Below are 20,924 nucleotides of genomic sequence, written 5' to 3' on the forward strand. Positions count from 1 at the left end.
GCTAAATCGGGGCTAAAAACGGCTCCGACTAGCCACCAGAGACGGGAATCGGGCAATCAATTCCCGGATGGTGGAAAAAGCGACTCCAGCTTCCCCTTCGGGAGGAAAGCCGCTCGTGATTGCTTCGGGTATTTCCGCAGCCTGCTAGGCCTCGCCTCCTTCCATGACGCGATGGTTCCCAATACGCTCAACCTCCCCGAGCCCATTGATCACGCATGCCTGCCCGATCAGCCCTTCGCGGTCCAAGCCGGAATCTTCGAGTTGTTGAGCCGTCAAGCTGCCACTCGCCACACCGATATACACCCAATACTGCAATGGCCGACAGCCGATGCCCAGTTCGCCGACATCGCTGACAACTCCAAAATGCTTCAACGCCCGATAGTGATCGGGCCGGGCATTCTTGTCGTCATCCGACTTCCATTGCTCGATGAAACTGTCGTAGCGGTTCGCCCGCAACGCGACGAAATCGTACGCCCATGCGTCGTTGAACACCGATTCGAGAAATGCCCGGCGAGCGCCGTCAGCACCCATGACTCGGCACATCGCCCCGAGTAGCCCGCAGTTGAGATTTGCCGTCGCATCGTTGAAGTGGGCAGGCAATCCGACGACGATCCAGCTCGCGCTGCCCTCCCCTTCACTGGCTGCCGGCTGATCGAACTCCATACGAATACCACGCGCATCACAGTCCAGAAATGCCCGCATCAGGCATTCAATATCATCGGCGAACAGCCATTCATCCGGCCCTGCCTGGGCGCCGCCCGGATCGTCGCCTCCACAGCTGACCGCGAACCGTGGACGTCCGATCCCATTGATGTATTCCTCGAATTGTGCACCGCTGGTAATAACCGACCTGAAGACCGTTACACCATGCTGGGGAGCTTTCATCATTTACAACCTCCTGGCTTTACTTGATTTTTTGGGCGTACAGGAGCCGACACAATACTCACTTTTTTACAAAAATAGAAGCATGGCCATTAGATTCAGCAAATACTTCATTATTATTCCGATAATGAACCGGATAGTTAACTGACAAGTAGCGCAACGCGTAAAACCTGCCACACCATCAAAGCCGTTCTGGCACAGGGATTTCGTATTCGAGCATTACACTTCTACGGTGTCTCGCAACACGATATTCATTTGAAAGGTTTAGCGAAAATTACCTGGAGATCATGTATATCGCATATCGGCAGTCACCTTCGATAAGAAGATATTTAAAGCCATGGTGAAGCGTTATCGACTTATTTCCTCCTTTTTTCCGTAGGAAGTTGACCACAGCCTTTTGCGGAGATTAAGCTAGACTCCTGCAACAGTCCTTAGTCGTTCCTCGGTGCATTGCGGCCTCTCCCCGGGCCGCAGCATTGTTAATGCGCCCGCTAGTTGCGGGCGTCCTTTTTGAAAGTATTCGGCACCGCCCTCCGGGCGTCTCGGCATTAACAAGCGCGTCGTCATAAATGGCTTTCGCGCAGCGTAGTAGATGTGCTGTGTGCAGTGAATAAAGTCGCGATCCTGATGTTCGAGATTCAATGAACATACTTGAGATTTGCTGGCGGCGATAGGTTCGATTTGCGGCTGTTCCGCATATCCCCATTCGGGTGTTACACCACGTCGCCCGATACATCGCATCGCGCGACTTTGACGAAATGGACACACAGGAAGTCTTAAGGCGTCATTCAGTCTGAGCATGGCCTGTTGCTTCATCTATTCTCATGTTCAAGAGGAACGGATATGCCACATGATCGCCAGGTCACGCTTATTAGGCGAATTTTTTGCGCGTATCGACGCCGGCACCACGGATTTGAGCTCGGCCGTTGAAATTAGCCCGGTACAAGTTTATTTTTCCGGCGCGCATCAGTCGCTCGAGAGTGAGCATCTGTTTCGAAGGCGAGGCCTTGCGAAAAAACCCATGTCAACGATCAGCCCTTCCGTACGGATCGAAGGCAGCATCAGCCAGCCCCGGTTACGTGCATCCGACCCGTTCCTCCCACCCTTCGGCAACGAGTGGGCGTTGTTGCCCTCCGAGGGCAACTTGCGCGCTGAACTCTGCGCGCTTCTGCGGACGTTCTGTCTACATGACGAAACTATCTGGTCGATGTGCCACTGGGCGTCCCCGTGGCCGGAACCGCCGTCTGCGCCTATGGCGGTGCCGCCCCCGCTCAACAACGCCATGCCGCTTGGCGCAAGTGTGCTGCCGGACGCGTCCGTCATGCGCATAACGCCAGATGTAGCTCGAGTGCCCGGCAGTTCTGCTCACCATGTTGTGGTAAGGGTAGCCGGCGCCTGCGCCATCGGTGCCGCCGCGGTCCTGGTATGGGTCGCCTTCGACGATTTGCCGCAGCGTCACGCGAAACCCTACGCCACTTCGGCGCAACCACCCGACGTCGCAAAACACACGCCCGCTCAGGTACACCCGCGTGACGTCAGGTCCCTTACCGCCGGGCAGACTCCCGCGCCGGCCGCCTTACAGCCGCATCGAGTTGAAGCGCGCCACGCGCACCGTGTGATGCGCGAAGAGAATCACGTTATACGCTACAAAGCCCACCATCCCGATTCGCGGACTGTCAGCAGTGCACGGCGCTCAGGCAAGGCTGTATTGTCTACAGCCTCGCCGAAACTCGCGCCGGCGGCCACCACACACCGGTCGTTGGCTCGCCCGTCGGCAGCGGGAAGGTACTCGCCATTCGCGCCGGCAACGCTCGGCATCGACGAATATGCGGCCGTCACGATGTCCACCGATGCGCCTCTTCACGACGCGGCGTTGGTGCAGCCGGCAGTACACCACGGCAACCTCGGCGACACCGAGTGGGTGAACCATCTACCGCAGCGGCGCATAACCGAAGTGCCCGGCGAGTTTTCGAAGTAGCCGTGGCGAGTACCGAACTGCGGCAGAAAGGATTCAGATTGGCCAGATTGACCGCCCCGCGGGCGGCGCGATGGAATCAGGGGTGCAAGCGTCCGGTGGTAAAATTGCGGGTTCCCGCAGTTTCCCCGCGTTTTCACCCTTGCGTCACGCTCCCATCATGTCCGACACCCGCCCCGACACCCTGTTCGCGCTGAACGCGCTCTCCCCGCTCGACGGCCGTTACGCCTCGAAAACCGAAGCCCTGCGCGACTGGCTCTCGGAAGCCGCTTTCATGCGCAATCGCGTGGCGGTTGAAATTCACTGGCTGATTGCACTCTCGCACGCCGGTTTCGCCGAAGTGCCGCGCTTTTCCGAAGCCGCCGAACAATTCCTGCTGCAACTGGCCGAGCGCTTCACCGCGCACGACGCCGCGCGCATCAAGGAAATCGAACGCGTGACGAATCACGACGTGAAAGCAGTCGAGTACTGGCTGAAGGAATCGGTCAAGGGTCAGGAAGAACTGGAACGCGCGAGCGAGTTCATCCACTTCGCCTGCACCTCGGAAGACATCAACAACACGTCGCACGGCCTGATGCTCGCGGGCGCCCGTGAACACGTGATTCTGCCGGCACTGCGCTCGGTGCATCAGCGCCTGGTTGCGCTGGCTCACGCGCAAGCCGAACAGCCGATGCTGTCGCGCACGCACGGCCAGCCGGCCAGCCCGACCACGCTCGGCAAGGAAATCGCCAACGTCGCCGCGCGTCTGGAACGCGCGATCGACCGTATCGAAAAGGTTGAACTGCTGGGCAAGATGAACGGCGCGGTCGGCAACTTCAATGCGCACCTGTCCGCGTATCCGGAATTCGATTGGGAAGCGTTCTCGCGCGAAGTGGTCGAACAGCGCCTAAAGCTCACGTTCAATCCGTACACGATCCAGATCGAGCCGCACGACTACATGGCCGAACTGTTCGATGCGGTATCGCGCGCCAACACGATCCTGCTGGATCTGGATCGCGACGTGTGGGGCTACATCTCGGTCGGTTACTTCAAGCAACGCACGAAGGCCGGCGAAATCGGTTCGTCGACGATGCCGCACAAGGTCAATCCGATCGACTTCGAAAATTCGGAAGGCAACCTGGGTCTCGCCAACGCCACGCTGCGCCACCTCGCCGACAAGCTGCCGATTTCGCGCTGGCAGCGCGACCTGACCGACTCGACGGTGCTGCGCAACATGGGCGTTGCGTTCGGCTACTCGCTGCTCGCATACGACTCGCTGATCCGCGGTCTGGATAAGCTCGAAGTGAATGCGCAGCGTCTGAACGAAGACCTCGACAACTGCTGGGAAGTGCTGGCCGAGCCGGTGCAAACGGTGATGCGCCGCTACGGCATCGAGAACCCGTACGAGCAGTTGAAAGAACTGACGCGCGGCAAAGGCATCACGCGCGAAGCGCTGCAAACATTCGTGAGCGGCCTCGCGATTCCGCAAGATGCGAAGGATCGTTTGCTCGCCATGACGCCGGGTTCGTACATCGGCAAGGCGGTTGAACTGGCCAAGCGGATCGCTTAAGGCCGCACACTGCTGCGCGGCAATGACCCGTGCAATCGACGCCGTTCAGTTGAACACTGAACGGCGTTTTTCATTTGAGCGCCGCAAGGATACTACGACAACCAGTCCGGCACTTCGCGCAAGGCCAGGTGAGTATTCTGGTCGAAGTGATGCACTCGATAGCCGAACGCCTCGAAAAGCGATTCCAACGAGCGGGACGTGTGGATCGTGATGTGTCCGTTTCGCGGTGCAATGTACCAATGGTCCATGGCGCGCGGCGGCAGAGCGTCAATCGTCAAGGTCGAAAACAGCATCACACCGTACGGCCTGAGCATGCTGAGTGCGCTTGCGACCGTTACGCGCGGCTCGGGCGTATGTTCCAGCACTTCGAACGCCGTCACCAGATCGAATGAGTCCGGCGCAGGTTCGGCGCCCCCTTGTCCCATCGGATCCCAACTGTGGGCATCCACGCCACGTTCGCGCAACAACGCCGCCAAGAGGCCGTTGCCGCCTCCGTAGTCGAGACACTTGAGCCCGTCGGCTCTCGCGATGAAATTCGCGATCACCACCACATTGGCTGCCGGACGGGCCTCGATGTAGTCCGGGTCGACGTCCACATACGCCGCGTTGTAAATGTGCTGCGCAAACGCGTTCTTGCTCCACCAATCGAACGCATGCGTGAACACCAACCCGCAGTCATCGCAACGATGGTAGTAAATGGGGATCGCGGAAAGCGGCAAGAAATGGCCGCGGCGTTCTTCGCAGTTCTTGTTGAAATCGACCACTCCGCAAAGCGGCGCCCTGCCCCGGCAAATCTTGCAGATTGAAACGCTTGCGACCGGGTCGAGCCTGTCGCCCTCGATATGCATCATGTTCACCGCCTTTGAGTTTCGATCCGCCAGAGAGACTGCGATTGGACCAAAACGCGGAAAACAAAAAAATCGGACGCGTCTCAAAGCGCGCAGCTTCCTGACCGAAACTTCGGCGCACATGCGCAGACCGCGCCCAAATTGAAACGACCCGGCCACTTGCGCGGCCGGGTCGTCGATATGCGGTGTGAGCCTTAGAACCTCACCGCGCGTTCATCTGCTTCAACACCTCTTCGACGATCTCTTCCGGCGATAACTCGATGCTCACCGTGATCGCTTCATCCGGGCCCGGTTCCTCGAGCGTATCGAGCTGGCTTTGCAACAGCGACGGATCGAAGAAATGGCCGGTACGCGTGCTCAACCGCGCGCGTAGCACTTCAAACGAACCCTTCAGATAGACGAAGCACACGCCCTTATCACCGTTGCTGCCGCCGCGCAGAACGTCGCGATACGAACGCTTCAGCGACGAACACGTGAACACCGCCTTCTCGCCCGCCCTCTGCTTTTCTTCGATCGCCGCGCGGATGGTTTGCAACCACGGCCAACGGTCTTCGTCGGTGAGCGGAATGCCGTGGTGCATTTTCTCCTTGTTGGCGGCGCTGTGAAACGCGTCGCCGTCGGTAAATGCGCAGTGCAGGCGTTCCGCCAGCATTTCGCCAATCCTCGTTTTGCCGGCGCCCGACACGCCCATTGCGATCAGAATCATCAAAAACTCCTTACACGACCGTCGCGAGCGCGAAAGTCAAACCCAAGCCCATCAGTGAAATGATGGTTTCGAGGAGCGACCATGTCTTGAAGGTCTGCCCCACCGTCATACCGAAGTATTCCTTGATCAGCCAGAAACCCCCGTCGTTCACGTGCGAGAAAATCAGCGAACCCGAACCCGTGGCAAGCACCAGCAATTCCGGCGTGACCTGCACGCCGCTGGCGGCTGTGATCGGCGCGACGATGCCGCAAGCGGTGGTCATGGCGACCGTCGCCGAACCCGTGGCCAGACGAATCAGCGCGGCCACCAGCCAGCCGAACAGCAGCGGCGACAGATGCATGGCCGTCGCGACTGTGACGATTTCCTTCGAAATGCCGCTATCCATCAGCACGCGCCCAAAACCGCCGCCCGCACCGACGATCAGCGTGATGCCCGCGATCGGCGCGAGACATTCGCCACAGAACTTCTGGATCTGTTCACGACTGAAGCCGCGGCTCGCACCGAAGGTCCAGAAGCTGACCAACACGGCGATCAACAATGCTACGTCCGAATTGCCGACGAAGTGCAGCAGATCGTTCGGCAAGGTCTTCGGTGTGGAGACGAGGTCGGCCCAGCTGCCGATCAGCATCAGAATCACCGGCAAGAGAATCGTGAACAACGTGACACTGAAGCTCGGCAGTTCGCGCTTCGGCGCCGCGCTCTTCGCGTTATTTTGCGCGTCGTCACCGTGGCCGAGGAATTGCGCGGCAAGCGGATTGTTCTCCGGCAGCTTGATGTAACGGCTGATCAGCAGCGCGAACAGCGGACCGGCCACGATCGCCGTCGGCACGCCCACGATCAGACCGTACGCAATCGTCTTGCCGATGTCGGCGTGATACGCCTGCACCGCGAGCATCGCGGCCGGGTGCGGCGGAATCAGGCCGTGCACGACGGACAAGCCCGCGACCATCGGCAAGCCAACCAGCAGCAGCGATTTATTGGTGCGTTTGGCGACGTTGAACGCGATCGGAATCAGCAGCACGAAACCGACTTCGAAAAACACCGGCAAACCGACGATGATCGCGACGACCATCATCGCCCAATGAATGTTCTTCTCCCCGAACCACTCGATCAGCGTGGTGGCGATACGCTCGGCGCCGCCCGATTCGGCCATCATCTTGCCGAGCATCGTGCCGAGACCGACCACGACCGCGATGTGACCGAGCGTATTGCCGTTGCCTGTTTCGAACGATTTGACGATCGTGCCGATCGGCATGCCGGATACGAGACCCAGCAGCAGCGAAACAATGATCAGGACGAGGAACGGGTAAACCTTGTAGCGGGTGATCAGCAGGATCAGAAGTGCGATGGCGACCACCGCGAAGACCAACAGCATGCTGCCGTGGACAGCTTCCATGAAGCGCCTCCTTTGCGTTATTGATTGTCGGTGCGGAACACGGCTGGCACCTGTCTCACGGCGACCTGAAGCGGTGCCAGAAAACCCGGCAAGCCGCGCGGACGCTGAATTTTACTGTTTGTTGTCTCTAAAAGCGCGCGAATCCGGCGCGCATATCGAAAAGGAGTCTCGCCGTGACAGCCTGACAGGCTGTTTCGACGAGACTCCTTTGCGTAGGACTTGGCTAGCGGACTATCGTATCGTGGGCCGATGCGGCTTAGTGAGCAGACGGGACCAGTTCGCTGGCGGCACGCGCGAGGCGCGTGACCTCGTCCCAGTTTTGCGCCGCGAGCGCAGCTTTCGGCGTAAGCCACGAGCCGCCCACGCACACGACGTTCGGTTGCGCGAGGAAATTGATGGCGCTTTCGGCAGTGATGCCGCCGGTTGGGCAGAATTTCAACGTCGGGAACGGACCGTAAAACGCCTGCAGCATCGGTATACCGCCGGCTTGCTGCGCCGGGAAGAATTTGACGATTTCGTAGCCGAGTTCCAGCGCGGTGATGATGTCAGTCGGCGTCATCACGCCTGGCAGCAAGGGCAAGCCGGCGTCTTGCGCGGCCTTGTGCATGTCCCTCGTGAGACCCGGCGACACGCCGAACTGCGCGCCCGCTTTCTTGGCCTGAGCGCAATGCTCAGGCTTCGTGATCGTGCCAACGCCGACCACAATGTCTTCGGCCAGTTGGCTCGCGCGTTCGATCGCTGCCAGGCCGGCTGCGGTGCGCAGCGTGATTTCCAGCACCTTCACGCCGCCGGCATGCAGCGCGCGCGACACGTTTTCACCCTGCTCGACCGAGTCGAACGCGAGCACCGGAATCACCGGGCCGAGGCGCACGATTTCGCTTACTGTTTTCGCTGTCATAGTCAGACTCCTTGTTTCTGCAGCGTTTAGCTGGCTTGAGTGGTGCTTGTGTGTGCTTCGCTGTGTGCTTTGGCCCGCTCACCGTGGTGCGCTGCGCGCTCGCCCACCATCGGACCGAACACCGAAGCACCCTGCTCCGCCGGCGCCGCCGCCGCACGGAACACGCCGAACAGTTCACGGCCGAAGCCGACTTCGTTCTCCGCCTGATGCTTCGGCAACGCTTCCGGCCGCGCCGCCCATTCGGCTGCATCGATTTCGATGTCGAGCACGCCGGCGTCCGCATCGATCACCAGCATGTCACCGGTGCGAACCTTGCCGATCGGGCCTTGCAGCAACGCTTCCGGCGACAGGTGAATCACCGCCGGGACCTTGCCCGACGCGCCGGACATGCGGCCATCGGTAACCAGTGCAACGTGGAAACCTTGATCCTGCAACACACCGAGCAACGGCGTCAAACGATGCAACTCGGGCATGCCATTTGCGCGCGCGCCCTGGAAGCGCACCACGGCGATGAAGTCGCGTTTCAGTTCGCCCTTGTCGAATGCTTCCTGAACTGCTTCCTGCGAATCGAACACGATGGCCGGCGCCTTCACCTTGCGATGTTGCGCTGCGACTGCAGAAATCTTGATAACACCGCGGCCGAGCTTGCCCTGCATCAGACGCAAGCCGCCATCCGGCTGGAACGGTTCCTTGATGCCGCGCAGCACCGCCGTGTCTTCGCTCTTTTCCGCGCCCGGCACCCATTGCAGCTTGCCGTCGATGAGCTTCGGCTCTTCAGTGTAGTGATGGAGACCCTTGCCCGCGACGGTGTTCACGTCTTCATGCAGCAAGCCGCCTTCCAGCAGATTGCGGACCAAGAATGCAACGCCTCCGGCCGCGTGGAAGTGATTCACGTCGGCCTTGCCATTCGGGTAAATCTTGGCGAGCAACGGTACGGCTTGCGACAACGTGTCGAAGTCATCCCAGTCGATCACGATGCCAGCCGCCCGCGCAATCGCGACGAGGTGCAGCGTGTGATTGGTCGAACCGCCCGTCGCCAGCAACGCGACGATACCGTTGACAATCGCTTTCTCGTCGACCACATGGCCGATCGGCATGTAGTTGCCCCGGTCCACCGTCAGATCGAGCACGCGGCGCGCGGCTTGCGCGGTCAATGCGTCGCGCAGCGGCGTATGCGGGTGCACGAACGCAGAACTCGGCAGATGCAGGCCCATCACTTCCATCAGCATCTGGTTGCTGTTTGCCGTGCCGTAGAACGTGCAGGTGCCGTGGCTGTGATACGCGGCGGCTTCTGCTTCGAGCAGCGCGTCGCGACCGCACTGGCCGGTAGCGAACAGCTGACGCGTCTTGGCTTTGTCGTCGTTCGACAGGCCGCTGCCCATCGGGCCGGCCGGCACGAAAATCGTCGGCAGATGGCCGAATTGCAGCGCGCCGATCAGGAGACCCGGCACGATCTTGTCGCAGATGCCGAGGCATAGCGCGGCGTCGAACATGTTGTGCGTCAGGGCGACCGCCGTGCTCATCGCGATGACTTCGCGTGAGAATAGCGACAGTTCCATACCCGCGTTGCCTTGCGTGACGCCGTCGCACATGGCAGGTACGCCGCCCGCGAATTGCGCGACGCCGCCGTTTTCACGCGCGGCTTCCTTGATGATGTCCGGGTAGTTTTTGTACGGCGCGTGCGCGGACAGCATCTCGTTGTACGACGAAACGATGCCGATGTTCGGCTGGCGGATCTGCTTGATGACGAGCTTGTCGTGGCCTTCGAGACCTGCAAACCCGTGAGCCAGATTGGCGCATGAGAGCGCGCCGCGCGCCGGGAATTTGCCCTGAGCGTGCTCGATGCGGGCTAGGTACGCCTCACGAGTGGGCTTGCTGCGCTCGACCACGCGTTGCGTGACTTTCAACAATTGCGAATGCGGGGAAACCATCGGAGCTCCTTCGTCGCTGGCGTGAGGCGTAGGCGCACTATGCCAGGCAGGTATCGCGGGGATGTCGAAACAGTCGACGTCGCAATTTTAGTAGAAAAACTACACGATCGCAACGACAACGCCTGTTGCATCGCCGCATCTTTGAATCGCCGCACCGCCTTACTGGCTTTGCCTTAGCGGTATAGACACCAATACCTAGGGAATACACCTAGCACTCGATATGTAGTTTTTGTACCTTATTCTGTAATCAGATATAGTCCACGCATTCTTCAGCATAGTGCGAGTTTCCCGATGATGCTGTCCCAGGTGAAAGAGATGCGCGACCAGTTGCGGCCGTCCGAGCGCAAGCTGGCCGATTACGTGATCGAAGCGCCGCGCGAGGTGCTCGATCTGTCGATGACCGAGGTGGCCGCGCGTGCCGGTGTCAGCCAGCCGACCATCGCGCGGTTCTGTCATGCGCTCGGGTTTTCAGGCTTTCGCGAGTTCAAGATCCGGCTGGCGCAAGGCATCGCCGCGGAAGTGCCGGTCGTCTATCGCGACGTGCGACCGGACGAACCGACGCCGGGCGTCGCCGCGAAGGTGCTCGACCGGACCATCGGCGCGCTGATCCAGGTGCGCAACAATCTGTCGTCGGACAGCGTGGCAGCGGCGATCGCGCTGCTTGCGCAGGCGCGGCGCATCGAGTTCTACGGCGCGGGCGGGTCGGGCATCGCCGCGCTGGACGTGCAGCACAAGTTCTTTCGCCTCGGCATGCCGAGCGTCGCGTATTCGGATCCGCATACGTTTCTAATGTCGGCGGCGCTGCTGAGTGAAGGTGATGTGGTGGTAGCGATTTCGAACACCGGGCGTACACGCGATATCGTTGACGCGGCGAAGTCGGCGTTGGCAAGCGGCGCGAAGGTGATCGCGATCACGCACGGTAATTCGCCGCTCGCCCGGCTCGCGACGGTGGGCCTGTTTGCGAACGTCGATGAGGATACGGATATCTTTTCGCCGATGACCTCGCGCGTCTCGCATCTGGCGATCGGCGATATTCTGGCGGTGGGGGTGGCGTTGAGCCGCGGACCGGAACTAGTCGAGAAGCTGGCGCAAGCGAAGGAAGTGATTAATCGCCGAAGGATCGATCCTCGCGCATAACGGGTAACCCCTCGTGGGCCTGACTGCTCAGCAAGTACTGCCCGCAATACAACCCAACCGCGCTTGCCGGGCGTCGATATGCAGGGAGTCAAAAAAAGGCGGACTCCCCGAAGAGAGCCCGCCTTTTAAACTGCCTACCTAAGACTGGTCCACGAAAAGCACCCAAACCGCAGCTTTTCGCAACCATCACCCAACGCTTACCACTGATACGACGCACCTGCGCCGACAGTCGTTTCGCTACCGCTGATCCCGGAGCCCACCTTGACCTTCACGTTCGACGTGATGCGCGCCGACGCGCCCACCGCCGCTGCCTGATAGCCCTTGTAGGTCGCCGCAGCAACGCCGATTGCCAGCGTCTTGCCCGGATCGACTTCCGGAATCATCGTCAGCGCCGTGGCGGCTGCCACACCGCTGTAGGCCGCGCGTGCCGTATCACCAATAGCCGACTGCATCTGGCCAAGGTTCACCGCATCCGTTGCCGTCTTGCCAGGCGCGACGTTCGTGATGCGGCGCTCGTTGCCTTCTGAGCCGACCGAAACGGTGTTGGCCTGATCGGCCACCGAACCCGCGCCGATGGCAACCGAGTTATCGCCGCTCGCCTGCGATCCGCCACCGAGCGCCATCGCATTGTTGCCCGACGCAGAAGCTGCCGGCGCGCCTGCCGTGTTAAGCGACATTGCCGAGCTGCCCGTTTCCTGCTGGTTCTGCACCGACTGGCTCAGGTCAGACAGTTGCTGGTTGGTATTCCACAACTGCGCCCCCGTCACGGCATCGGTACTGGTCGCCGACAGTTCACCGTCCTGCAGATTGGTCAGCTTCACCTTCGGCGCGTCAGCCGACCCACCCAACGTCACCTGATTGTGCGCGGCAGTATCGTACGACACCGCATTCGCCACCGAACCGCTGAGCGAGCCGACGGTCGTCTGCAGGCTCTCGATATCGTTGGTGTTCTGCGTCACGCGGCCGTCGAGGTTCGTAATCGCGGCACCGACGTTGTTCACAGTCGTACCGCCGACGGTGTATGCCGGCGCCGAAATCGTGCCGTCCTCGTTAACGGTCGAACCGCCGCCAAGCGCCGCCGCCGTGCTGGCTGCATGCGAATACAGTTGCGAGCCGTTCACCGCATCCACGCTCGCCTCGTTCACCGCACCTGCCGCCACACCCGTCACGACGCGGTTACCCGCAGTGCCGGCCATGTTGACACGCAGACCGTCCGTTGCCCCGCCAACGAGAATGTCGCGCGACGTCTGATCCTGCGTCACCATACCGATGGTGCCGTTATTGATCTGCGTCTCCAGCGACGTCAGATTGGTGTCGAGCTTGTCGAGCGCGTCGCCAACCGTGGTCTGCGTCTCACCCTGCATGTGGTACGTCGGGCTGACGAACGAACCGTCCGCGCCGATCTGCGCACCGCCGCCGAGCGCCGCGACGACCGGGCTCAACTGGCCCAGATTGACTGCGGATGTGCTGGTCGTTCCGGCCGCAACGCCGAGCAGCTGGCGCGGACCCGCGCTACCCGTGAAGTCGAAGCTCGTGCCGCCCAGCGTGCTCGCAACGCTCAACGCGCCCGTGTTCTGATCCTGCTGCACCAGACCCACCGTACCCGCGTTGAGCTGCGTGGTCAGGTCGCCAACCGAATCTTCAACCTTCGCAACACGCTTATCGACGGTCGCGATGTCGTCAGCGTTCTTCGAAACATTCTGGTTGGTCGCATACAGCTGCGAGCCATTCACCGCGTCCGTGCTCGATTCCGATACCGCGCCTGCCGCCACGTTCGTGAGCGTCGTGCCAGCCGCGCCGCCGCCGAGCGAGATCTTGTCCTTCGTCGTATCGTCGTAGGCGACGAACGAGTTGGTTGCATTGCCCGATTCGTCCGTGGTCAGACCTGCCGCCTTCAGTTGCCCAACGTTGACCGCGTCCATGTCGTCGACGCCCGCCTTCACGTTGCTCAGCGTCGTGCCCGATGCACCGGCCAGCTTCACCGTGTCGTGTGCCGACGTGTCGTACTTCACCACGTCCGTCATCTGATCGTTGATCGTGCCAACCTTGGTGGCGAGCGTGTCGACAAGGTCAGTGTTCTTCGTCACCCGTCCATCAATGTTGGAGATGGCCGCACCGACGTTGTTCACCGTGGTGTTGTCCACACTGTAGGCCGGTGCCGAAACGGTGCCGTCCGCGTTGACGCTCGAGCCGCCACCCAGCGCCGAAGCAGTGCTGGTTGCGCTCGAATACAGCTGCGCACCGTTCACCGCGTCCTTGCTCGATTCCGATACCGCACCCGCCGCCACGTTCGTAAGCGTCGTGCCAGCTGCGCCATCGAGCGTCACCTTGTCATGCACCGACGTATCGTACGTCACCGCGCCGGCCACGCCGCCACCGAGAGTCTTGATCTGCTTGTTGATATCGTCAATGTCGGTAGTGTTCTGCGTCACCCGTCCATCGATGTTGGAGATGGCCGCACCGACGTTGTTCACCGTGGTGTTGTCCACGCTGTAGGTCGGTGCCGAAACCGTGCCGTCTTCGTTGATCTCCGCACCGCCGCCGAGCGCCGCGACAACCGGGCTCAGCTGGCCCAGATTGACCGCCGACGTCGCGGTTTTGCCGGCAGCGACACCGAGCAACTGGCGCGGACCCGCGCTACCCGTGAAGTCGAAGCTCGTGCCGCCCAGGGCGCTCGCAACGCTCAACGCACCCGAAGTCGCGTCCTGCTGCACCAGACCCACCGTGCCCGTGTTGAGCTGCTTGGTCAGGTCGTCCACCGAACCTTCAACCGTCTTGACACGCGTATCGAGCGTCGCGATGTCGTCGGCGTTCTTCGAAACGCTCTGGTTGGTCGCATACAGCTGCGAGCCGTTCACCGCGTCCGTGCTCGATTCCGATACCGCGCCTGCCGCCACGTTCGTGAGCGTCGTGCCCGATGCACCGGCCAACGTCACTGTGTCGTGCGCCGACGTGTCGTACTTCACCACATCCGTCATCTGATCGTTGATCGTGTCAACCTTGGTGGCGAGCGTGTCGACAGCTTCGGTGTTCTTCGTCACCCGTCCATCGATGTTGGAGATGGCCGCACCGACGTTGTTCACCGTGGTGTTGTCCACGCTGTAGGCCGGTGCCGAAACCGTGCCGTCCGCGTTGACGCTCGAGCCGCCACCCAGCGCCGAAGCAGTGCTGGTTGCGCTCGAATACAGCTGCGCACCGTTCACCGCGTCCTTGCTCGATTCCGATACCGCACCCGCCGCCACGTTCGTGAGCGTCGTACCCGATGCGCCGCCCAGCGTCACCTTGCCTTGGGTCGTATCGTCGTAGGCGACGAATGAGTTCGTCGCGTTGCCGTTCGTGTCGGTTTTCAGGCCTGCTGCCTGTAACTGGCCGTAGTTGACCGCATCGGTTGTTTGCTGGCCAGCCGCCACGTTCACGATCTGGCGCTTTTGCGTGCTGCTGCCGACAGAAACCGTGTTGGCAATGGTTGCCGTTGAATTATTGCCAATCGCTACGGAGTTGGCAGCCGTAGCCGAAGCGGAACCGCCAATTGCGACACCCGTTGCGTTAGCGTTTGCCTTTGCACCAATTGCGACCGCACCGCCGGTGCCGTCACCAGCAGCGGAAGCCAAATAGCCCAGCGCGATATCCGAGGTGCCGGTCGCCTTTGCCACTTTGCCGAGTGCCGTGCTACCTACGCCCGATGCGGCCGAACCCGCACCAATCGCCACTGCATAATTTGCGGTTCCGCTCGCGTTAGCACCCATCGTGACGCCGTCATAAACGGAGGACGCGTTCATACCTATCGACACCGCGCCTGAGTTACCTGCAGTGCCACTAACGGCCCCAGCGCCGATTGCAACGTTATACATGCCCCTTGCTGTCGCAACGTCGGTACCGACGCCATTTCCGCCCACTTTGACGTATGCAGAATTGACAACAGTCGAACCGTTTGTAATGCCAAAGAGTTGCGCGCCGTTCACCGCGTCCGTGCTCGATGCCGAGAGCGTACCCGCCGCGACGTTCACGATCTTCTTGCCCTGCACGTCCGCTGCGCCACCTGTACCGTTGAACTGCACGGTCGCGCTGTTGAGCGACGACAGCGCCGTGCCCACATCATGCTGTGTGCCGCCTGCGACGTTATAAGTCGGCGCACTGATCGCACCGGTGCTTGCCGAGTACGCGGCGCCGCCACCCAGCGCAGTCGCCGTGTTCTCGCCTGCCGCGTCGATCTTCGCGTCTTCCGACTGCAACTGGCTCACGTTCACCGCGTCGGTTGCGGCTACGCCCGCCGCGACGTTCGTGAGCGTCGTGCCCGCCGCGCCGGCGAGCGTCACCTTGCCTTGGGTCGTGTCGCTGTAGGCGACGAACGAGTTGGTTGCGTTACCGCTCGTGTCAACCTTCAGGCCGGCTGCCTGCAACTGTGCATAGTTCACTGCATCGGTGCTTTGTGTAGCCGCCCCCACGCTGACGATCTGGCGCCCGCCTACCGCAACGGTACTGGTACGCGCGGCGACTGTCCCTTGTCCCAAGGCGACAGCGTTGTCGGCAGTAGCCTGCGCATGAGCACCTAGTGCGATGCTGTGGTTGCCGGTAGCGGTGGAACTGAGGCCGAACGCCGCGCCATCATAAGTGGCCAGAGCGGAACCGCCTACTGCGATTGCACCGGTAAAGCCGGAATTTCCCGCTTTCGCTTTGTCGCCAATCGCGATCTGGTCGATACCGGCGCCACCGGTAGCAACAACGGTGGCACTACTACCGATTGCAATGGAGCCGAAGTTCGGCGCTACCGCTGCATCAGTTCCGTCATTCTTGCCGATCGCCTTCACGTACGCGGAGTTGATAACCGTCGAACCGTTGGTAATGCCGAAGAGCTGCGCACCGTTCACCGCATCCGTGCTCGACGCCGACACCGTGCCTGGAGCGAGATTGGTGATCTTCTTGCCGCCCATATCCAGCGTATTCAGCACAAACACACCGTTGTTCGTGATCTTCATCTGATCGACGCCACCGGCCCCAATGTGGGCGGTGTTCGGATCGGTCACCGTGAAATATGCGCCAGCACTACCGCTGCCGTCGTAGGAAACAATCCCTGCCTGCTGCGCAGCCGCGCTGCAATCGCCGTTCGTGACCACCTGCGCGCCGTCGGCCGACGAGATGCAATCCGAATTGCTCGTATCGGTCCCCAGAATGCCTGCGGCAAAAGAGTTCGGCGTCGCCGCCGCTTCAGCCTTCACCGCCGTGCCAAAACCCACGCCTGCCGCCAGCAACGCCGTCACCAGCGCTTTCTGGCTCCGGGTCGACTTGCCCCGGCTCTTCGCCACTTCGGATGCGGCGACATACGTCCCGGTGGTTTCATTCCATACGTTCTTGTACGACTTGTTCATGATTTCGTCCTTCTGACGATCTGATATCGGGTTCAGTGCCGCGGGAAGTGTCTTAACGGAGACTTGCACGCGTCAGCGGGTAGCAGAAGGATCGAAAACGGGGTCGTCGCAACAGAGTTTCACGGACCATCCCATTAATCCTTCCGGGATGACACCACTATAAAATTAGGAATTTCTTAAATTAATAGGAGCATTCTTAAACCCCCTTACCTTCAATCAGAATTACCCTACTAAAACCACACCGAAATATGACAGCCGAGCAACACACAGCCTGCTGCGCATGACTTGCAACCGACAGACCAGCGGAATTCGACGCAGGAAGGCACGAACACGGATACGCTCAGATTGAGATAACTCTGAACGAAACGCCCGCAAGGGGAGTACTTTTACGAGAAGGAACGAGCCGCTAAAACAGCCAGAATAAAATTGGCGTCGTGACGAACGTCAACCATCCAAAATTCTATGGACTCGCATCCCGCACGGCATTAGAAACCGTGCGAGTGGATAAATACATGTGAATACCCGAAGCAAATAGGAGAATTCCTATTTATTAAAACGGCTTAACCACAACCAATGCCACCGCCGCCAGCATTCCCAGCACGGGCAGTTCATTAAACATCCGATACCACTTATCCGAGCGGCGATTCTCGCCACGCTCGAAGGTCCGCAGCAGCACGCCGCAGTACGCGTGATAAACGATCAGCAACACCACCACACCGACCTTCGCGTGAATCCAGCCCTGTCCGCGTCCGATGCCAATCGCGAGCCACAGCCACAGACCGCAAGCGAGCGCCGGCACCGCAATAAACGTCATGAAGCGGAACAGCTTGCGCGCCATCGTCAAAAGGCGCGCCGTGGCGGCGGGTTCCGTCTCCATCGCCAGATTGACGAAGATGCGCGGCAGGTAGAACAGGCCGGCAAACCAGGAAGCAATCAGAACGATGTGAAACGTTTTTACCCAAAGCATCAGCGGTCCTCGTACTGCTTGTCAGCGTGGAAATGAACAGGGGCCACCGGCGCATGGAACGGAAAGCGTGCGTCTATCCCAAGGATGGCGAGAGCGCGCCGGAAGCGAACCGTTATTGCCGGCCCTCGCCGTGCCCCAGCACTATGTATTTCAGCGACGTCAGCCCTTCCAGCCCCACCGGCCCACGCGCATGCAGTTTGTCGTTCGAGATGCCGATCTCCGCACCCAAACCAAATTCGAAGCCATCGGCAAAGCGCGTCGACGCATTGACCATCACGCTCGCCGAGTCGACTTCGCGCAGGAAGCGCATCGCGCGGTCATGGTCTTCGGTGACGATCGCGTCGGTGTGCTGCGAGCTGTAGGTGTTGATGTGGTCGATGGCCGCATCGAGGCCGTCCACCACCTTGATCGCCAGCACCGGTGCGAGATATTCGGTGCGCCAGTCTTCTTCGGTGGCATCGACGAGCGGGCCCACGCCCGCATCGGACAACACCGCGCGCGCTGCCGCGTCCACCCGTAGTTCGACTTCCTTGTCGCGATACAGCTTGCCCAAAGGCGGCAGCACTTCGGCCGCTATGCCGCGCGCCACCAGCAACGTTTCCATCGTGTTGCAGGTGCCGTAGCGGTGCGTCTTGGCGTTATCGCAGACGGTCAGCGCCTTGGTCAGATCCGCGCGATCGTCGACATACACATGGCAGATGCCGTCGAGATGCTTGATCATCGGCACGCGCGCTTCGTTCATCAGCCGCTCGATCAGGCTCTTGCCGCCGCGCGGCACGATTACGTCGACGTATTCGGTCATCGTGATCAGCTTGCCGACCGCGGCGCGGTCCGACGTGGCCACGACTTGCACCGCATCCTGCGGCAAACCGGCGGCTTCCAGCCCTTCACCAATCAGCTTTGCCAGCGCCGTATTGCACTCCAGCGCTTCCGACCCGCCGCGCAGAATCGTCGCATTGCCCGACTTCAGACACAGCGCGGCCGCGTCGATCGTCACGTTCGGGCGCGACTCGTAGATGATGCCGATCACACCGAGCGGCACGCGCATCTGACCGACCTGAATGCCGCTCGGCCGGTACTTCAGATTGCTGATTTCACCAATCGGATCGGCCAGCGCGGCGACTTGCCGCAAGCCTTCGACCATCGTCCCGAGCGCCTTGTCCGAGAGCGTCAAACGGTCGATGAACGCAGCGTCGAGCCCTTTCTCGCGTGCACGGGCAACGTCACGTGCATTGGCATCCTTCAGCAACGCGGCATCGCGTTCGATCGCGTGAGCAACGGCCGCGAGCGCGGCGTTCTTTGCCGCCGTTGACGCCCGTGCCATCGCACGCGATGCGTGGCGGGCGCGGCGGCCGAGGTCGGTCATGTACTGGTCGATATCCATGGTGAGTCTCATAGCGCCGCGCACGTCGAAGTGCGGCGGACAGGCAGAATTAGCGAAAGATCAAACGATTGTAAGTCGGGGCGCGATGCTTTGCTCGCCGCCACAAGCCGTGCTGGCGGGGCCTGATCAGGCTGGCCTTCGCGCCGCTGCAGTTGCCGCTGAACGAGGTCGCGGCGGCGGCACGGGCGCCGCTTTTGCAGGCGAGGCCACCGTCATAGCCAGTTCGAACAAGCCGTCCCACGGATCGGGCGGCGGATCGTTGCGATGATTGCCCGGCGTGCCGCCGGACAATCCCTTTACCTGCCGATCCAGCCGCGCCGCCAAAGCGAGCGCCTTTTCAAGCGCGCTTTCAGTGACGCGCGACAGCGCCGGCCCGATCAGCCGCTCACGCGGGCCCCAGACGCGGTTCTCGCGCACCAGCATCGCGAGCGGCTTGCCGGCCGCCACGCCGCGCTTGATCCGCAACAATGTCCGCACTTCTTCGACGACCGCCCACAGCACCAGCACCGCAGCCTCGCCTTCGCCGCGCAGGCCGTCGAGCATGCGCGCCAGGCGGCCGACGTCGCCCGCCAGCATCGCCTCGTTCAGCTTGAAAACGTCATAACGGGCGACGTTCAGCACAGCGTCCTGAATCTGTTCGAAGCTCAACGAGCCCGCCGGATACAGCAGCCCGAGTTTCTGGATTTCCTGATGCGCTGCCAGCAGGTTGCCTTCAACACGTTCGGCGATGAACGCCAACGCGCGCCGCCCTTCTTCACCGGCAACGACCCGCTGGCCCTGAGCCGCGAGCCGCTGCCCGACCCAATTCGGCAACTGCGCGCGCTCGACCGGATCGATTTTCAGCGCCACGCCGGCATCGGACAGCGCGGTGAACCACGCGGCTTTCTGCGTGGCGGCGTCCAATCGCGGCAGCGTGATCATCGTCAGCACGTCATCATTCACGGCGGCGGCAAGCGCCTTCAACGCATCCGCGCCTTCCTTGCCGGGCTTGCCCGACGGAATGCGCAATTCGACCAGTTGACGGTCGCCAAACAGCGACATCGATTGACTCGCACCCAGCAGCGAACTCCAGTCGAAACCGCGCTCGACGGTGAACACCGAGCGATCGGTAAAACCGGCCGCTCGCGCCGTCGCACGAATCCGGTCGCACGCTTCCTGCGCGAGCAGGTGCTCGTCGCCGTACACGACGTACAGTCCGGCGAGTCCCTTCGCGAGATGCGCTTCGAGCGCGTCAAGTCGCAGTTGCATGGCTACCGATCGGCGAGGTTAAACACGTGCATGAGCAAGTGCAGCAAGCTAAACAAAGACACAGTGCGACGCTCACAGCGGCGGCGGCGGCAACGGCGCGCGCGGCGCAACCGCCGGCACCTGCTGACCCGGCGCCGGATGCAGCGAGCGCACCAGCGACAGACGGCGCGTAAGCTGGTCGATCGCGTCGTTTTCCATGTCCGCGTACAGAATTTCGGCTTCCGCAGCCTTGGCCTGCGAGAACTGGTCGCTGTAAGTCATCGCGCGGTTTAGCGCGATCACGCTCGACGGAATCAGTACCGTGCCGTCCTTGCCGACCAGCGTGTAGTTCATCGAGAGATTGATCGCATACTCTTCGACGACGCCGAGCGAGTTCAGCGTGAGCGTACTGAGGCCGCGGCCTTCGGTGATCTGCAACGTTGCGTCGGCATTCGCGACGGAACTGACCACCACCGTGTCGCTGCCGCCCTGCACGAGGCGGGCCAGCCGCGCGCCGGCTGCTGCCGAACCGCCGGAGATATAGAGTCGTTTGAATGCGTAGTCCTGCTGGCCGCGCAGCTGGAAGCCGCAGGCGGTCAACATCAGTACGCTGCACACCAGCGTCAATAACGATCTGCGAGTCACATTGGCTCCTGGT

At 61.2% G+C, this 20,924-nt stretch carries 14 protein-coding genes; 3 read left to right on the forward strand and 11 right to left on the reverse strand.

Annotation, left to right across the window (positions count from 1 at the left end; genetic code table 11):
• Positions 1–144: 144 nt before the first annotated feature.
• A complete protein-coding gene (locus tag GNZ13_RS02140) occupies positions 145–888 on the reverse strand; it encodes a hypothetical protein (RefSeq protein WP_172160063.1) in 744 nt (247 codons plus the stop codon).
• A 1,702-nt stretch (positions 889–2,590) separates the two neighbouring features.
• On the opposite strand from GNZ13_RS02140, the gene GNZ13_RS51470 reads away from it, so the two are divergent.
• Positions 2,591–2,860 carry a hypothetical protein gene (locus GNZ13_RS51470; RefSeq protein ID WP_216674681.1) on the forward strand — a complete coding sequence of 90 codons (270 nt, stop codon included), beginning with the start codon at positions 2,591–2,593 and terminating at the stop codon, positions 2,858–2,860.
• Positions 2,861–3,017: 157 nt separating this feature from the next.
• Positions 3,018–4,406, forward strand: coding sequence for an adenylosuccinate lyase (gene purB, locus GNZ13_RS02150; protein WP_172160067.1), 1,389 nt, complete (start codon positions 3,018–3,020; stop codon positions 4,404–4,406).
• Positions 4,407–4,498: 92 nt separating this feature from the next.
• Here the strand turns inward: purB and GNZ13_RS02155 are convergent, their stop codons facing one another.
• From GNZ13_RS02155 to edd, 5 genes are all read right to left on the reverse strand, one after another.
• On the reverse strand, positions 4,499–5,257 hold the full coding sequence (locus tag GNZ13_RS02155) for a class I SAM-dependent methyltransferase (protein WP_172160070.1): 759 nt from the start codon (positions 5,255–5,257) through the stop codon (positions 4,499–4,501).
• Positions 5,258–5,456: 199 nt separating this feature from the next.
• Complete coding sequence (locus tag GNZ13_RS02160) at positions 5,457–5,960, reverse strand: gluconokinase (protein WP_172160071.1); 504 nt, start codon at positions 5,958–5,960, stop codon at positions 5,457–5,459.
• 10 nt (positions 5,961–5,970) lie between these two features.
• Positions 5,971–7,356, reverse strand: coding sequence for a GntP family permease (locus GNZ13_RS02165; RefSeq protein ID WP_172160073.1), 1,386 nt, complete (start codon positions 7,354–7,356; stop codon positions 5,971–5,973).
• 256 nt (positions 7,357–7,612) lie between these two features.
• Positions 7,613–8,254 carry a bifunctional 4-hydroxy-2-oxoglutarate aldolase/2-dehydro-3-deoxy-phosphogluconate aldolase gene (gene eda, locus GNZ13_RS02170; protein ID WP_172160075.1) on the reverse strand — a complete coding sequence of 214 codons (642 nt, stop codon included), beginning with the start codon at positions 8,252–8,254 and terminating at the stop codon, positions 7,613–7,615.
• Between the two features lie 26 nt (positions 8,255–8,280).
• On the reverse strand, positions 8,281–10,185 hold the full coding sequence (edd, locus tag GNZ13_RS02175; protein WP_172160077.1) for a phosphogluconate dehydratase: 1,905 nt from the start codon (positions 10,183–10,185) through the stop codon (positions 8,281–8,283).
• Positions 10,186–10,476: 291 nt separating this feature from the next.
• Between edd and GNZ13_RS02180 the strand changes: the two genes are divergently transcribed.
• A complete protein-coding gene (locus tag GNZ13_RS02180; protein WP_172160079.1) occupies positions 10,477–11,322 on the forward strand; it encodes a MurR/RpiR family transcriptional regulator in 846 nt (281 codons plus the stop codon).
• A 197-nt stretch (positions 11,323–11,519) separates the two neighbouring features.
• Here the strand turns inward: GNZ13_RS02180 and GNZ13_RS02185 are convergent, their stop codons facing one another.
• From GNZ13_RS02185 to GNZ13_RS02205, 5 genes are all read right to left on the reverse strand, one after another.
• Positions 11,520–16,688, reverse strand: coding sequence for a beta strand repeat-containing protein (locus GNZ13_RS02185; protein WP_172160081.1), 5,169 nt, complete (start codon positions 16,686–16,688; stop codon positions 11,520–11,522).
• A gap of 550 nt (positions 16,689–17,238) precedes the next feature.
• Positions 17,239–17,655, reverse strand: a complete 417-nt coding sequence (locus GNZ13_RS02190; RefSeq protein WP_172160083.1) for a CopD family protein — start codon at positions 17,653–17,655, stop codon at positions 17,239–17,241.
• A 112-nt stretch (positions 17,656–17,767) separates the two neighbouring features.
• Positions 17,768–19,039, reverse strand: coding sequence for a glutamate-5-semialdehyde dehydrogenase (locus GNZ13_RS02195; protein WP_172160085.1), 1,272 nt, complete (start codon positions 19,037–19,039; stop codon positions 17,768–17,770).
• A 126-nt stretch (positions 19,040–19,165) separates the two neighbouring features.
• Positions 19,166–20,287 (reverse strand): DNA polymerase III subunit delta, encoded by a 1,122-nt coding sequence (holA, locus tag GNZ13_RS02200; protein ID WP_172160087.1) that lies wholly within the window; start codon positions 20,285–20,287, stop codon positions 19,166–19,168.
• 72 nt (positions 20,288–20,359) lie between these two features.
• Positions 20,360–20,911 (reverse strand): LPS-assembly lipoprotein LptE, encoded by a 552-nt coding sequence (locus GNZ13_RS02205; RefSeq protein ID WP_172160089.1) that lies wholly within the window; start codon positions 20,909–20,911, stop codon positions 20,360–20,362.
• Positions 20,912–20,924 lie beyond the last annotated feature (13 nt).

Source organism: Paraburkholderia elongata (genome assembly GCF_013177735.1).
Lineage (GTDB): Bacteria > Pseudomonadota > Gammaproteobacteria > Burkholderiales > Burkholderiaceae > Paraburkholderia > Paraburkholderia elongata.